The sequence below is a fragment of the Aurantimonas sp. 22II-16-19i genome (assembly GCF_002088275.1).
In the GTDB taxonomy this organism is placed as follows: Bacteria; Pseudomonadota; Alphaproteobacteria; order Rhizobiales; family Rhizobiaceae; genus Jiella.
Genome location: NZ_AQQS01000010.1, coordinates 139,084 through 154,253 on the forward strand (window position 1 = coordinate 139,084; position 15,170 = coordinate 154,253).

Here is a 15,170-nt window from a genome sequence, read left to right on the forward strand (position 1 = left end):
GAAAGATTGTATCGCAAAACGTGCTCGCTGCCTTCGAAACGCGCAGCGCGGGCACGGCCGAAGGATGCGGAGGCTGGTCTCGCCAGCTCGATCCGGCATCGACCGGGGATCAGCGCTCCACCCGAAACGACTGCAGGCTCACAGAGACGGGGATCGAAGCCTGCTTCAGCTTGCGGGCGAGGTCCTCGAATACGCTGCCTGCCTGCGCCGGCAATCCGGGCAGCATCTCCCCCAGCGGCGTCCCGGCGGTCATCACCATCATCAGCTGGCGCTCGGGCGCATCCCGCTTCAGCCGGAAGAACAGGCCGAGGCTGGCCGCATCACCGCGCCGCTTGGCGACGGGCGTCGCATCCTGAACGAAGCCCAGGCCGTCGACGAAGAGGACGAGGAAGGCATGATCGCCGAGATTGCCGATCCGCGCCTTCAGCGGCGCGCCGCGCCCGACGACGTCGTCTTCGAGCGCGATCGCCGCCCGATCGACGCGACTCCTGCGCCGCTCGGCGGCGAAGTCGACGGCGGCGCACTGGCCTTCGGTCACCGGCCGCAGCCCGATGTCAGGCTCGATGCCGAAGCGCGCCTGGAACCGGTCGAGCAGGCGCTGGGCGGGACCTGCACCCTTGCCATAGGCATCGATCCGGACCTTCGTGTCGGAGACGCTGGCCGGAACGGCGTGGAAGCAGGTTCCGCCCTCGAACCGCTGGATGAAGTCGACGAAGCGCGCGGTATCGTCCATAGCCTCCACCGGTTCCTGCGGCGGCTCGAAGGATCCGTCGGGGAGCAACGGATCGGCGGGTTGCGGTTGCGGCAGCGCGATCGGCGGCTGGCTGTAGGGTGGAGAATCGGCGGGCCGGTCCGGAGCCGGATCCTGCGCATCCCTCCGACCAGTCGGGGGATCGGGTCGCGGATCGTGATCCGCCGGTGCGGGCAGCCGATACCGGGGCGGATCGGCGGCAAGCGGCGGCAAGCGCGGCGGCTCGCCCAGCATCGCCTGCCGGTCCTCGCCGACCGTCGGGCCCGCCGGCGCCCCGCGGGGCAGTGCCGGCACGAGGCGCCCTGGCGGCTGGTCATCCTGCGACGCCGTCTCCTCACCAGTTGCTGGCGGGCCCGCATCGACGGACGGATCATCTCGCGGCTCGCCGAGGCCGATACGGGCGGCGATCTGCAGGGCCGTTTCGCTGACGCCGCCGGCAAAGTCCGGCCTCGCCCAGACGATGCCGCCGACTGAGACGCCAGCGGCGGCGACGATCGCGACCGCCACGACCGGCCAGCGCCGCGGCTTCCGCCGCTCCGTCCAACGTATCCTTCCGTCCCTTGCCGGACCGGCTCCTCCTGCAGCCGCCGCCGTGGCGCCATCCGCACCTTGCGAGCCGGGCGGCACGCCTCCCGCGGATCGCCGCGGATGCCATCCCTGGCCCGTCGGCGCGCCGCCGGGAAGCTCCGCTCCGATGTCGAGCAGCGCTCCGCAGATCTCGGCCATGTCGGACGGCCGGTGGGCCGGGTCGGGCTGCAGCATCGCCGCGAGGAGCCCGCCGAGCCGCTCCGGCACATCGGCGAGATCCGGCACGCGGGCGCGCTTTTCCAAGCGCTCGAAGTCGCTGCCGGCCATATCGACGGGGCGGCCCCGCAGCGCCGCGACGGCGACGAGGGCGAGGCTGTAGATGTCCGACTTGCCGGTGACCTCGCCGCCGAAGCGGCCGAGCTGCTCGGGCGAGACGAAATTGTACTTGCCGGCGAAGCTGCCGCCGAGGATGGTCTTGTCCCCCGGCCGGGCGGATTTGGCGATGCCGAAGTCGATCAGCTTGGCCCGCTCCACGTCGTCGTCGGGCAGGAGGACGTTGTCGGGCGCGATGTCGCGATGGACGATGCCGGCGCGGTGGGCGACGTCGAGGCCGGAGGCGAGACGCAACATCAGGCGACAGACGGCGCCGGGCGACAGCGGACGCTCGGCGGCGACCTCCTTCAAAGAGCGGCCGGTGACGAACTCCATGGCGAAGTAGGCGCGGTTCAGCCGCTTGTCGATGGACATCACCTGCGAGCGGACGATGGCATCGTGGCTCAGCCGCGACAGGGTCGACGCCTCGCGCAGGAACAGCCGCATGAAGGTCGGATCGCCGGCGAATTCCGGCAGGATCACCTTGATCGCCACCGTTTCGCCGGTGGCGAGGTTGTGGCCGCGATAGACCTCGCCCATGCCGCCCGCGGCGAGCAGTTCCTCGACCACATAGGTGTCGTTGAGTTCAGTGCCGGGTTCCAGGCGCGCAGCGGGCCGGTGGACCTCCGTCACGCCGGCAAGGCCGCCTGCGACGACCGTATCGGACGGGCGGTCAGACATTCCCGGCTCCCGGCGAAGCGGTGGATTCGAGGCAGCGCAGGACGAGCGCGGTGACGTTGTCCGAGCCGCCGCGCTGCAGCGCCGCCGCGATCAGCCCCTCGGCGGCGCCCTTCGCGTCGGCGCGGGCGAGCCAGGTGGCGATCTCGTCGTCGCCGACATGGCCGGTGAGCCCGTCGCTGCACAGGAGGAAGACGTCGCCCGCCCGCACCGCATCGGACATGCGGGAGAGTTCGAGCTCGGAAAAGACGCCGACCGCCCTGGTGATGACGTTGCGCTCCGGCCAGTTCGCGGCTTCCCCTGCCGTGATGAGGCCGGCGTCGAGCAGCTCCTGGACCTTCGAATGGTCGCGGCTGACCTGCCAGAGAATGCCGCGCGAGAAGCGGTAGAGGCGGCTGTCGCCGGCCCAGAGGCAGGCGAAGCGATCGCCGAAGAGGAGGAGGACCACCACGGTCGAGCCGATCGTCGCGCCGGCGGCCTCGCCGAGCGCGACGATCTCCGCATTGGCGGCGTTCAGCCTGGCCTCGACGCGGGCCCTAAGATCCGGCGCCGTCGTCGCGACGCCCACGCTGGCGAGCCGCTCGACGATCGCCGCGCTGGCGCGCTCGCCGCCATGATGGCCGCCCATGCCGTCGGCGACGGCGAAGACGCCGGTGCGGGCGTCGGCGAAGAAGCGGTCCTCGTTGAGATCGCGCACCCGGCCGACATCGCTCGCGCCGAAGACGTCGAGGCGGAAGAGCCGCGGCGTCATGGCCGACCCTCGGACGGCGCATCCGGAGCGCTCGCCGCCTCCAGGCGAAGGCCGGAAGACGTCGTGTCATCCCGGTGCGCCGTATGCGTCGGTGCGTCGGCGGGAGCGATGCCGAGCACCATCGCCGTGAAGTCGGACGGCGACGGCAGACCGCAGCGGACGAACCTCGCCGGCCGATGCCCACCATGGCCGGCGGTCCAAAACCGGCATCCCATATCCGTTCGAGCGGCTTCACCGCAAGCCAGCGGCGGCGGATCGAGGCCGGCGGTCAAGGCGCCGAGATCGCACGGCGCGCCCATGTCGGCGCGAAGTGCCGACAAGAGCCGCGCCTCGATCAGCGCCAGGCCCGCCTCGATCCGTTCGTGGGCCGCAAGGTCGAAGGCCGCACCCTGCGGCGCAAGGGCGAGGATCGACAGCGGAAACAGCCGCCCCATGGCATCGACCGATGGCACCAGCACGCCGAGGCCGGCGACCTCGCAGCATCCTGCGCCGAGAAAGAAGCGCCAGGCGGGCATGACGAGATAGTCGGCCTCGAACTCCGTCGTGAGCGTCCTGCGGGCGGCCGCCATCCCGGCTTGAAGAAACCCTTCCCAAGCAAGGAGCAGCGGCCGAGGCAGGCGATGTTCGACGAAATCCCGGCGCTGCGGCAGCTTGCCGAAGACCGCGAAGGACACCTCGCAGGTGGCCGGCGAAGGCCCGGCGGCCCCATCCCCGCGCCCCCTCTCCGCAGCGGCCACCCCGCTGAATTCGGCCGCGCGGGCCGTTTCGCCCGCCTTGACGCTCACAGATCCGCCGGACATTGGAAGTCCTTCAGCTCGAGCAGATAGAAGGGATTGAGCGCCGTATCGATCTTGAACTGGTAACTCACCGAGCGCCCGCCGATCGGATAGCGCAACTGGATCACGTCCCCGCGCTTCTGGGGCGAGCCGGCCGCGATGATCCGCATCAGGGCCCAGGGCCCGTCCTTCTTGATGAAGTGCTGGCGCCCCTCGATCGGCGGCATCAGATGGACCATCACTTCGCCGCCGCCGCCGCCCGGCCACTCGAAGGTGCGTGCCTGGCTGCTGGAGAAACCCTGGGCATAGGTCTGGAGGATCTCGTCGTTGACCGTCAGCAGCGCGTATTGGGCGGCGCCGTCGAGGGCCGTCTGCTCGACCCGGAGCGTCACCTTCGGCGAAGAGCCGCCCTGCGGGAAGAACGCGTCGCGGATCGTCGCCGCCCGCTGAAAGCTGGCCAGGGACGATTGGGAAAGCGACCGGCCGAGTGGGGTGTCGTCGCGCCAGCGCCAGGACTTGCCGCTGAGATCGACATAGGGCGCGAGCTTCTGCTGGAAGAAGCGCTCGATGATGCCGTCGGGCGAGAACAGCCGGGCGAATTCGTCGATCGACACGTCGCTGCTGCTCCCGCGGTCGAAGGGGTAGCGGCCGGAGACGATGCGCTTGCAGTCGCGCGTGACCCGGCCCTGGAGGTCCTGCACCAGTTCGGCCCTGGAGGCGTCGATCGCGCCGCCCTCGATGTCGGCGAGAGCCGCCTGGACCATCCGCGCGACCGGCTCGGGCAGGCGGGAGACGGTCGAGCGCAGCGTGCCGACATAGCCCTGCAGCGCCGCCTCCCCCTGGCCGACGAAGGCCGGGTTCTCGCCCATCGTGACGAGGGTCTTGTGCACCTCGGCGAAGTTCTGGCGCAGGGCGTCGATCGGCCGGTTGCCGCGTTCTCCGTCGGCGAGCCGGTGATAGGCGCGGAAGTGCGCCTCGATGTTACGACCGGACAGAAGCTCCGCCGGGTCGGAGGCGGCGCCACCGCCGACCAGCGCCCCGAGCCGGCTCTGGGACTTGCGAACCGCGATGTCGAGGCCGATCCGCGACAGCCCGCCGAGGCGGTCGCTGATCCGCGTCTTCACCGCGCCGGCCACCTCGGCCAGGGCCGAGACGTCGCTGGTCGCGCCGGGGCTGCCGGCCGGGCCTTCCCCCTGGCCATCCGCCTCGCCCTTCGACAGCTCGGTCTCCCGCGCCACCTCCTCGACCAGGACGACCAGGGGCGAGGTCGGCGCGCCGAGCGCCCCCAGCGCCGCGTGATAGGGCTCGTCGGCCGCCATCGGCTGGAGTTCGAGATTGCCGAGCATCCCCTCCCAGGCGGCGACGAAGTCCCGCCCGTAACGCTCCAGAAGCTCCGGCCCGAGATTGCCGAGCTGGTCCTCGATGGCGCTCTGGTCGCCATATTCGCCGAGGACCCAGCGGTTTTCGGCGAACCGGGCGGCGGCCTGCGAAAGCCGGTCGAGGAACACCGCGTGGAAACCGGACGCCGTGTATAGCATCGGGATGCGCAGGGTTTCGAGCGACGATCCGTCGCGCGTGCGAAAGACGACGTCGGCGTCCTGGACGATCCGCCGGGTGAGGACGAAGTCGGGAAAGGCAGCGGTCTTGCCGGCCTCGCCGGACTGGATGGCCGCATAGACCTGGTCGGCGATGGTCATGCGGGCGAGCGTCTTGCGGGCCGTCTCGATGAGGTCGGCATTCACCCCGAAGCTCGGCGCGCGCCGCGCCGACAGGTCGAGCATCGCGGCGACGTGGCGGTCGAGGCTCTCGGTGAGGCGCCGCCCGTCCGGCCCGACGAAGGCGCCCTCCCAGAGATTGCGCTGCAGCCAGTCGCGGACCAGCTCCGCGTCGACCTTCGTCGCCTCGCCGCCGAGCATCAGATAGACCTTCAGCGCGTCGAAGATCGGCATCGGGTCGCTGGCGGTCACCAGCCCCGCCAGGCGCTGCTCGACGTCGATCAGGATGCGCGACTTCAGCATCCGGTCGAGCCCCGCCTGATATCCCACCGCCGCCGCCGAGACGAGTTGCGGCCGGACCGCGAGGCCGAAACCCTCGGCCAGCGGCGTCGGCTGGTCGCGGTTGTCGTAGCCGACCTGCATGGCCCGCAGGATGTCGAGCGCACCGGCCGGGCGGACGACGTCGGTGTCGGCGATCTCGGTGGCAGTGAGATCCGCCCCCGCCTCGGCATTGAAACGCCGGACGTCGGCCCGCGTCTCGGAGATCAGCGCCCGGTTGCCGACATAGCTGAGGCCCCAGAGGCCGGCGAGCGCAAGGGTCGCGATACCGATCGCAGCGAAGGCGCCGTAGCGCACGGCGAGGCCGCGCAGCACCGCCCGGCGGTCATGGGAGACGAGGCCGGCCTCCGCGAAGATCACCTTCTTCAACAGATCATGGAGGAAGAAGCTCTTGCCGAGGCCCGACATCAGCCCGCCGACCGCGGCCCCTCGCCTGTCGGCTCCCGTGCCTGCCTCCACCATGGCGCCGAGCAGCTGGTCGATCGGCGTTTCTTCCTGGGTGCCGGAGGTGAAGTAGAAGCCCCTCAGGCTGGCTTTCGCCCGGTAGCGGGTCGGCTCGAAGATGCGGCCGAGCATGCCCGTGACCGCCTCCTTCAGCATCGCCACCTGGGCCGGGAAGCCGTAGATGGCGATGCGGGCGTGGTTGTCCGGCTCTTCCTGCAGGCGGTCGGTCAGTTCCTCGGTCAGCCGGCGCACCAGGGCGTCGAACTCCTCCGGCACCTTGTCGAGCAGCGAGGCGTCGCGCCGGCCGCTCTGCACCGTCGCCCCCCAGACCTTCTGCCGCCGCGCCTTGGTGAAGCTGCCGAAGAAATCTGAGAAGCCGGCGACGAGATCGGCCTTGGTGAAGAGCACGTAGACGGGGAAATCGACCTTCAGCTCCTTGTGGACCTCGGTCAGCCGCTCCCGGATCCGGGTGGCGAACGTCTCCGTCGCGGCGGCGGGAAGGGTCATCAGGTCTTCGAGGCTGATCGCCACGATGACGCCGTTGATCGGCTGGCGCGGGCGCTGCGCCTTGAGGAGCGCCAGGAAGGCCAGCCAGCTGCGGGCGTCTGACCTCTCGTCGGAATCCTGGGTGGTATAGCGGCCGGCGGTGTCGATCAGCACCGCATCCTCGGTGAACCAGAAGTCGCAGTAGCGCGTGCCGCCGGCCCCGGCGATCGCCGCCGGCCCGCCCGGCCCCGCCAGCGGGAATTCCAGTCCGGAATTGACCAGCGCGGTCGTCTTCCCGGAACCGGGTGGCCCGATGATCACGTACCAGGGAAGCTCGTAGAGATAGGTGCTCCTGCCGCTGGACGTCTTCAGGACGGCGATGGCGTCGGCCATGCGGTCAGACAGACCGGCCCCGTCACCGATGACGTCGTCCGCGCCGCCCTCGGCGACGAGCGCTTCCTCGAGGGCTTTCTCGCGCCGCCGCCGCTTCCAGTGGCGAAGGCCGTACCAGGTCCCGACGACGGCGATCACCGCGAAGCGCATGCCAGCCGAGGCGAACGGCCGCACGTCGGCGACAGCGACGAACGGGCCGGCCAGCCAGACGACCGTCGCAAAGGCGAGAAGACCGGCGAGGACGAGGCTCGGGAGGACGAGGCGCTTCATGAGCCACTCCCGGGCTGCGGCAGCGCGTTCACAGGGTTTCCTCCCGCGGGATGGCGATCTCCACCCGCCGGTTGCGCGCCTGCCCTTCCTTCGTCGCGTTGTCGGCGATCGGCTGGTCCGCGCCCCTCCCCTCGACGACGATGCGCGAGGGATCGTCGAGATTTGCGGCAAGGACGGCCTCGACCGATTTCGCCCGGGCGAGCGAGAGCTCCTGGTTCGACTTGAACCGCCCGAAGCCGCTCAGCTTCACGTCGTCGGTATGGCCGGTGACGAAGATCTGGCCGGGCTCGGCATCGAGAGCCGCGGCGATGTCGTCGGCGAGCGTCTGGAAGGCCGGCGTGACGTCGGCGCTGCCGCTGTCGAAGAGCAGCGAATTGTCGACCCGGATGGTGATGCTCTCGCCCACCGGCTCGACGGCGAGGCCGCCCTTGTCGATCTCGCCGCGCAGGGCCGAGCGGATGCGCTCGAGCTGGCTCGTCTCGGGTGGCTTCGGCGTGACGATCTCGGCGCTCGCGGGGCGCAGCAGCGCCACCTTCGGGGCGGCGTTCAGCGCCGTGAGTTCGGCGGCAACGGCCTCGGCCTCGCCGGACAAAAGGATGCGCAGGGTGAAGAACAGGCCGACCAGCCCCACCGCGGCAAGGCTTCCGACCACCCAGAGCGGAACGGCGGCGCGCAGCGCCCTCGCCGCGATCGCCTGGCCCTGCCAGCGCGGCGAGATGTCGTCGTCGGGCCGGGCCTTCACCCGCCTGAGCGCCTCGTAGACCCGCCGCCGCTCGTTGGACAGCCCGGCGTCGCCGCCATGGGCGGTGCGATACATGCCGACGAAGCCGAGGGACAGGCAGGCGTGATAGAGTTCGAGGAGGTCGTACTCGGCCGCCGGATTGTCGAGGATGTCGCGCAGGACCTCGAAGAACTCGACGCCGGAGTCGCGCACCTCGAAGAAGCGGGCAAGCATCGGATAGCGCAGCCATTCGGCCCGCTCGCGGCTCGGCAGGTTCTGGACGATGTCGTCGGCGGTGGCGCAGAGGGCATATTGCCCGCGCCTCGCGTCGTCGTTGGAATAGCCGGCATCGAGCGCCTTGGCGGCGAAGCGCTCGATCTCGCCGATGACATGGTTCATCAGCGGCGCCGCCTCCATCTCGACGACGCCGAGGCGCAGGCGCCCGATCAGGATGAGCAGCGGCGCGGCGGCATCGAGCAGCGGGTTGGCGCTGGCCATGCGCTCGCCCTCGCGGGCGCCGATGACGGCTGCGAGCGCGATCTTGCGGGTCGGCGCTGCGGGCTTCTCCTTCGTCGGGCCTTCGGGAAACAGCCGGCCGGCATCGCCGCCGGCCCGCGGCGCCTGCCAGTTGCCGGGGGCCTCGCCGGTGCGCGCCCAGACCGGCTGGCGTGCCTCGTCGGATACCGACCAGCCATCGCCCCTGCCCGCCGGCCGGGCCCAGTCGTCCCGCCGCGGCGAAGAAGGCGGCAAGCCGGGCGACGCGCCCCTGCGGACGCCGCCCGGATTGGGCCGGATCACCGTCCGCCCGCCCCATTCGTCGTCCCGGCCGCTCACCGGTAGCCCTCCTGGATCGCCCACAGCTCCATGTGCAGCTCCGGCCAGTCGGCGGAGATCTGGATGCCGATGCCGGACGCGACCGAGAATTCCGGCCAGAGCCGCGACTCCTTGTCGAGGTAGAAATAGACCCGGTCGGAATAGGTGCGGATCTGCCGCGGCGGCGTCGGCGTATGCACCAGCTGGATTCCCGGAAGATGCATCTGGACGATCTCCTTCATGCGGGAGTTGGGGCCGATCTTGCAGAGGTCGGGAAACTTGTCGCGAATGGTGACGAGCGGCCGGGCCGCCGAAACCTCGAGGACGAAGGCGGCGTCGCGGAAGAGGTTGCGATTGGTGATCGGGGCGAGGAACTGGTTCTTGTCGCGCTCCACCAGTTCCAGGCGGACCGGCCGCCCGATGTCGAGGTTGAGCAGACGCTGGATGTCGTCGAGCACCGGCTCGAAGCTCGCCTTCAGGTCGTCCTGGTCGTAGGGCCGGTAGGTTCTGGCCAGCCGCTCGGGCGAATAGGTCGAGAGCTCGCCGGCGATCGCCAGGACCTCGCGGTAAAGTTCGACCGGATGGGTGTAGCGCGAGGCGGTGAGGTGCTTCAGCCCGCCGATTACCCGGTTCAGCATCTGCAGGCGGAAATAGTCGATGTTCTGCAGGCCGCCACTGGCAGAGGGATCGGCGGCGTGACGTGCCAGGGTCGACAGGTGGTTGTCGATCCAGCCGATGACGCGCTCGGCAAAGCCCGCCACCACCCGGTGCGCCCCGAGGGACAGGACCGGCGGGGCGAAGCCCTGGTCGTAGACGACGGTGCGGTCGCGCACCTCGACGATCCGTGCGATCTTCAGGGCGTGGAAGCCGGGGCGCGGCGTCTCGCGGATGTCGAAGGCGAGACGCGGATGGGCGACCTCGATCTCCTCCTCCAGCTGCATCGCCGCCGCCGAATCGACGATCCTCTCCAGTTCGCGGGTGTAGCGGCTGGCGCTGCCGGCCTCCGCCATGTCGAGCTCCCGCCCGTTGACCAGGGCCGCCGGCAGCGACAGCCAGGCGAACAGGTTGCCCGCCTCCGGCCTCACCTCGACGGGGTCCGGCAGCGGGCTGACGCCGGGCATGTCGAAGGGGGTGCCGTCCGGCATGATCCCGCAGGCCCGGCGCAGCGCGAATTTCGACTGCTGGGCGAGATCGTTGTCGATCTCCAGCTCCGAGAATCCCCAGGGATAGGGCGACAGATGCCGGACCCGGCACTCGATCAGCTTTTCCAGATACCGGTCATGCTGCTGCAGATGATGCTGCCTGAGGAACAGCCCTTCCGTCCAGGCGACCTTGCTATACCAGGACATTGGGCAGGACGCTCTCCGGTCGCACTAAATGGGTGCATAAATGGATAGCGTTAAATCCTGGGTTGTTCAACCTTGGATCGCCCCCGCAGCCAGCCCGGTGGTTGGACCGCCCAGCCCCTCATGGGCGCATCCGGAGTGCCCGCGCCGGCAAGTACGGGAGATTGGAATCGCTCGATTGTCAGAGCGGGGTCGAGTTGTTATTTTCCGCCGCGATGAACGGGTTTTCGAAATCATGGGCGCACGCCAGGCGGCGCCTCAGGCTGCCGACCAGCGAGGGCTTCGCCAAGCTCTCCGATCACGCGCGCCTGCCCGGCCGGTTCTTCTACCGGCTGATGGTCGCCGGCGGCCGATAGCGGCGTCGCGTGGCCGACCCTTCGGGCGGCCATCTGCATCTCTGCCCGATCTCGGCCCATGTCGGGCAAGTGATTTCCGACCTTCTGCACATCGATTTGCGAGCGCCCCGCCGACAGGATCGGGCCGGCGCCCCGGGAGACCAGCCTCCATGACGACTTCCACGACGACCCCCAGCGAACAGCCCCGCACGCTCTACGACAAGATCTGGGACGCCCATCTGATCGGCAGCCAGGACAACGGCTCCTCGCTGCTCTACATCGACCGCCATCTCGTCCACGAGGTGACGAGCCCGCAGGCCTTCGAGGGCCTGCGCCTCGCCGGCCGCAAGGTGCATCAGCCCTCCCGCACGCTGGCCGTCGTCGACCACAACGTGCCGACGACCTCGGACCGGGTGAACGGCATCAAGAACGAGGAAAGCCGCATCCAGGTCGAGGCGCTGGCGAAGAATGCCGCCGACTTCGGCGTCGAGTATTTCGACGCCGCCGACAGCCGTCAGGGCATCGTCCACATCATCGGCCCCGAGCAGGGCTTCACCCTGCCCGGCATGACCATCGTCTGCGGCGACAGCCACACCTCCACCCACGGCGCCTTCGGGGCGCTCGCCCACGGCATCGGCACCAGCGAGGTCGAGCACGTCCTCGCCACCCAGACGCTGATCCAGTCGAAGGGCAAGAACATGCTCGTCGAGGTGGACGGGCCGATCCCGGAGGGCGTCACGGCCAAGGACATCATCCTCGCCATCATCGGCCAGATCGGCACGGCGGGCGGCACCGGCTACGTCATCGAATATGCCGGCGAGGCGATCCGCCAGCTGTCGATGGAAGGCCGCATGACCGTCTGCAACATGTCCATCGAGGCCGGCGCGCGGGCGGGCCTGATCGCCCCCGACGAGACCACCTTCGCCTATATCGAGGGCAAGCCCCGCGCTCCGAAGGGCGCGGAGTTCGAGCGGGCCGTCGCCTACTGGCGGACCCTCGTCTCCGATCCCGGCGCCCGCTACGACAAGATCGTCCGGCTCGACGCCCGCAACCTGCCGCCGATCGTCACCTGGGGATCCTCGCCGGAGGACGTCGTCTCGATCGAGGGCGTCGTGCCGGATCCGGCCGAGATTCCCGACGAGAACAAGCGCAAGTCGAAGCAGCGCGCGTTGGAATATATGGGCCTGACGCCGGGCACGAAGATGACCGACGTCACCATCGACCGGGTTTTCCTCGGCTCCTGCACCAATGGCCGGATCGAGGATCTGAGGGCCGCGGCGAAGATCGTCGAGGGCCGCAGGGTGGCCGATGGCGTCTCCGCGATGGTGGTGCCGGGGTCGGGTCTCGTGAAGCTCCAGGCCGAGGCCGAAGGCCTCGACCGGATCTTCAAGGATGCCGGCTTCGAATGGCGCGAGGCCGGCTGCTCCATGTGCCTCGGCATGAACGAGGACCGGCTGGAGCCCTATGAGCGCTGCGCCTCCACCTCGAACCGCAATTTCGAGGGGCGCCAGGGCTCCAAGGGCCGCACCCACCTCGTCTCCCCCGCCATGGCGGCGGCGGCGGCGGTCGCGGGCCGCTTCGTCGACGTGCGGCAGTTCGGCAAGGCGCAAGCGCTGGAGCCGGCGGAATAGGCTCTTCCTCGCCGAGGAGAGCGCTCCCGAGGATCGCGCGACGCCACGAGGGCGGGGCCCTCAGACGAGCCGACGCGTCGCCGCCGGCGAAGCCGGGCGATCGCCGCGACCTGAAAGAGACGGCCGGATTGAGGTCGCCACCGCTGCGCCATGAGGCGCAGCGGCCAGCCCATGGGCCGATCCAGCGCATGGGATGCGGGGTGATGGCCCCTCATCACGGAAAAAACATGTCCGCCGCAGTCTCGCCCCCCTCCGGGCCGGTCTTCGTGCCGCGCCCCCACCAGTTGGAAGCCCGCGACGCCATCCTCGCGGCGCGGCAGCGCGGGCGACCGGGCTTCCTCCTCGGCGACCTGACCGGCCTCGGCAAGACGCTGTCCGCCTGGAGCGCGATCAGCGAAATGCCCGAGGAAGACGTGCTGATCGTCTGCCCGAAGGGCGCGATCCCGCAGTGGCGGCGCACCATCGCCGGCTCGCCCGCGACCGGCAAGGACGTCACCATCCTCAACTTCGAGCGCACCAAGTCGCTGATGGCGCCGCCTGCCGCCAGCAGCCGCCGCTCGACCCGGGCGAAGAACAACGAACTGGCGAAGCTCGGCACGCTGAAGCGGCGCTGGCCGCTGGTGATCGTCGACGAGAGCCACCGCATCCGCAACCCGGCCTCCCAGCAGGGCCAGGTCTGCCGGCACGTCGCGGCAGCGGCCGATTTCACCATCTACATGAGCGCCACTGCCGGGCAGTCGCCGCATGAACTCTCCTATCTCGGCAGGCTCCTCGCATTCGCGGCGGGCGGAGCCTCCGGCGAGATGGACGAATTCCGGGCGCTGATGAAGCGGCTGAAGATCGGCCGCGCCAGGGGGCGGTGGAAGAACTGGAGCTGGGAGCCCAACGAGAGGGACCGGCAGGTCATGTCGGCGCTGCTCTACAGGGGCACGGATGCGATCGGCATGCGCCGCCGGCCGGAACAGATCGCCGGCTGGCCGCAGGTGCAGCGGGAGCTGGCGCCGACGGCGCTCGATGCGGCGGCGCGGCGTCTCTACGACGCCACCTGGCGCGAGTTCCGCCGCGAACTCGGCCTTGCCGGCGGCTCGACCCGGCGACCGGCGGGATGGGCCGCCGACCTGCGGTTTCGCCAGAAGGCCAGCCTCATCCGGGTGAAGGGCACGGCCGACTTTGCCGACGACATCCTCGGCAACGGCCAGCAGGTGGCGCTTTCCGTTGCCTTCCTCGAGACCAGCACGATGCTCGCCGAGACGCTTTCCGGCCATGGCTGGCGCGTCGGCGAGATCAACGGCAACCAGACCGGCGAGGCGAACGAGGCGACCCGCCTCGCCTTCCAGACCGGCGAACTCGACGCAGTGATCTTCACGGTGACGGAATCGATCTCGCTCCACCAAAGCGAGATGCCCGGCGGCGACCGGCAGCGCTCCCTCGTCGTCCACGACATGCGCCACAGCGCGATCCAGCTGCAGCAGATCGAGGGCCGTTGCCATCGCGACGGACAGCGGGCGGTCATCTACTACACCTATGGGGAAGGCACCGTCGAAGAGAAGATCGCCGCGATCGTGATTGCCCGCATGGCCGCGATGGACGGCATGGCCGGCGACGACACGGCCCTCCTCGACGCGATCGCCGAGGAGCTGCGGCTCGCGGCTTGATCCGACCGCCATACCCTCCCGAAACGGCCGATCGTGAACGCCTGATCCCGAACATCCGACGGCCCGCCGGCGCCGCGACAGCTGGACGTGCCCTTCGCACCGACAGCGATTCGTGGCGCCTTTCAGAGCAAATCTGCTTGATCGTCGCGCACCGCCGGGTTGAACTCGCGGCTGCGAGCGCGTAGATCGTGGCCGGATTGCCGGAATGTCCCGGTTTCCCTCCAAACATGATCGGTCGGACAAACTTGAAGAGCAAGGATGCGGATTTCGTCGAGCGTCGCGCGGCGGCAAAGGATGCCAAGGCGGCGCTTCTGGAGAAGGTGAAGGCGAGGCAGGCCGATCCGGCCGCCGAGGAACGCCGGGCCGAGCGCGCCGCCGTCGTCGCCGCCCGCGAGGAGCGCGAGGCCGCGAAACGCGAGGAGGCCGACCGGATCGCCCGCGAAACCGCCGAGCGCGAGGAGGCCGAGAAGGCCGAGAAGGCCGCCGAGGACAACAAGCTGATCAACCGCATGGTTCAGGACGAGGCCGCTCTGAAGGCCGCCCGGGACGAACGCTATGCGGCCCGCAAGGCCCGCAAGGGGAACGGCTGACCCCAGCGGTCGCGGCCCGGCTCGGCTTGGCTTGGTCGGCCATCACTGCCGCCGCCGTGATGTCCCCTTCGGCACACTCTTTTCCTCGTCGGCGCCGGGGCACCGACGGGCCCCGTGGCCGTTCCTGAACTTTCCTGTCCCGCGCATCCGCGAGCCGCTCGAAACATTTCCCGAGGCGGTCCGAGTCGAGCGGCTGCCCTTCCGCCTTCTCCGTGCCGTGATGCCTCGGCATTCTCGCACGTCGGGACGCACCGGCGGTCCCGCGCCTCGCGATCCGTGGCACGCGGTATGGGACGCCTGCCAATCCCGGCAGGTTCGCGATGAGCCACTTGGATGGGCCTCTTTCGGAAGGTGTCCCTGTGACCAATCGGGCACCCTGCCCCGCTGATCCGGCTGCAGCGCAGTCAAGCGTGCCGATCTCCCGCGATCTGCGACGGAAACACCGCTGCGAGGGGGTTGCGCAAATCGGCCGGTTGCGCCTAGAAGAGCGGCGTCGGAGAGGTGGCCGAGTGGTCGAAGGCGCTCCCCTGCTAAGGGAGTATACCGGAGACGGTATCGAGGGTTCGAATCCCTTCC

Annotated in this window: 9 protein-coding genes; 3 read left to right on the plus strand and 6 right to left on the minus strand. The window is 69.8% G+C overall.

Features of this window, described 5'->3' with window-relative positions; translation table 11 throughout:
- Positions 1 to 109: 109 nt before the first annotated feature.
- The 6 genes from ATO4_RS10565 to tssK are packed head-to-tail and all read right to left on the minus strand — an operon-like array spanning position 110 to position 10,386.
- Positions 110 to 2,332 (minus strand): serine/threonine protein kinase, encoded by a 2,223-nt coding sequence (locus ATO4_RS10565; RefSeq protein WP_083591485.1) that lies wholly within the window; start codon positions 2,330 to 2,332, stop codon positions 110 to 112.
- Positions 2,325 to 3,080: a protein phosphatase 2C domain-containing protein gene (locus ATO4_RS10570; protein WP_083591486.1), complete on the minus strand. Its 756-nt coding sequence runs from the start codon at positions 3,078 to 3,080 to the stop codon at positions 2,325 to 2,327. Before ATO4_RS10570 ends, ATO4_RS10565 begins: the two co-directional genes overlap by 8 nt.
- On the minus strand, positions 3,077 to 3,880 hold the full coding sequence (tagF, locus tag ATO4_RS10575) for a type VI secretion system-associated protein TagF (RefSeq protein ID WP_083591487.1): 804 nt from the start codon (positions 3,878 to 3,880) through the stop codon (positions 3,077 to 3,079). The genes ATO4_RS10570 and tagF overlap by 4 nt, the downstream gene beginning before the upstream one ends.
- Positions 3,862 to 7,503 (minus strand): type VI secretion system membrane subunit TssM, encoded by a 3,642-nt coding sequence (gene tssM, locus ATO4_RS10580; RefSeq protein ID WP_083591488.1) that lies wholly within the window; start codon positions 7,501 to 7,503, stop codon positions 3,862 to 3,864. The genes tagF and tssM overlap by 19 nt, the downstream gene beginning before the upstream one ends.
- A gap of 28 nt (positions 7,504 to 7,531) precedes the next feature.
- The gene (gene tssL, locus ATO4_RS10585; protein WP_083591489.1) at positions 7,532 to 9,058 is read right to left on the minus strand and encodes a type VI secretion system protein TssL, long form; all 1,527 of its coding nucleotides are present in this window, start codon (positions 9,056 to 9,058) and stop codon (positions 7,532 to 7,534) included.
- Positions 9,055 to 10,386, minus strand: coding sequence for a type VI secretion system baseplate subunit TssK (tssK, locus tag ATO4_RS10590; RefSeq protein ID WP_083591490.1), 1,332 nt, complete (start codon positions 10,384 to 10,386; stop codon positions 9,055 to 9,057). The genes tssL and tssK overlap by 4 nt, the downstream gene beginning before the upstream one ends.
- 502 nt (positions 10,387 to 10,888) lie before the next feature.
- Here tssK and leuC point away from each other — a divergent pair.
- The 3 genes from leuC to ATO4_RS10605 all read left to right on the plus strand — a co-directional run bounded on the left by leuC (position 10,889) and on the right by ATO4_RS10605 (position 14,594).
- Positions 10,889 to 12,349, plus strand: a complete 1,461-nt coding sequence (gene leuC / locus ATO4_RS10595) for a 3-isopropylmalate dehydratase large subunit (RefSeq protein ID WP_083591491.1) — start codon at positions 10,889 to 10,891, stop codon at positions 12,347 to 12,349.
- A gap of 227 nt (positions 12,350 to 12,576) precedes the next feature.
- Positions 12,577 to 14,004: an SNF2-related protein gene (locus ATO4_RS10600; protein WP_083591492.1), complete on the plus strand. Its 1,428-nt coding sequence runs from the start codon at positions 12,577 to 12,579 to the stop codon at positions 14,002 to 14,004.
- 245 nt (positions 14,005 to 14,249) lie between these two features.
- Positions 14,250 to 14,594: a DUF6481 family protein gene (locus ATO4_RS10605; RefSeq protein WP_348626460.1), complete on the plus strand. Its 345-nt coding sequence runs from the start codon at positions 14,250 to 14,252 to the stop codon at positions 14,592 to 14,594.
- Positions 14,595 to 15,170 lie beyond the last annotated feature (576 nt).

What these genes read in the sequence shown, in the direction of transcription:
- tssM (WP_083591488.1), bottom strand. Translation starts at nt 7,503, where the DNA reads ATGAAGCGCCTCGTCCTCCCGAGCCTCGTCCTCGCCGGTCTTCTCGCC.
- ATO4_RS10565 (WP_083591485.1), bottom strand. Translation starts at nt 2,332, where the DNA reads ATGTCTGACCGCCCGTCCGATACGGTCGTCGCAGGCGGCCTTGCCGGC.
- ATO4_RS10570 (WP_083591486.1), bottom strand. Translation starts at nt 3,080, where the DNA reads ATGACGCCGCGGCTCTTCCGCCTCGACGTCTTCGGCGCGAGCGATGTC.
- ATO4_RS10600 (WP_083591492.1), top strand. Translation starts at nt 12,577, where the DNA reads ATGTCCGCCGCAGTCTCGCCCCCCTCCGGGCCGGTCTTCGTGCCGCGC.
- leuC (WP_083591491.1), top strand. Translation starts at nt 10,889, where the DNA reads ATGACGACTTCCACGACGACCCCCAGCGAACAGCCCCGCACGCTCTAC.
- tssK (WP_083591490.1), bottom strand. Translation starts at nt 10,386, where the DNA reads ATGTCCTGGTATAGCAAGGTCGCCTGGACGGAAGGGCTGTTCCTCAGG.
- tagF (WP_083591487.1), bottom strand. Translation starts at nt 3,880, where the DNA reads ATGTCCGGCGGATCTGTGAGCGTCAAGGCGGGCGAAACGGCCCGCGCG.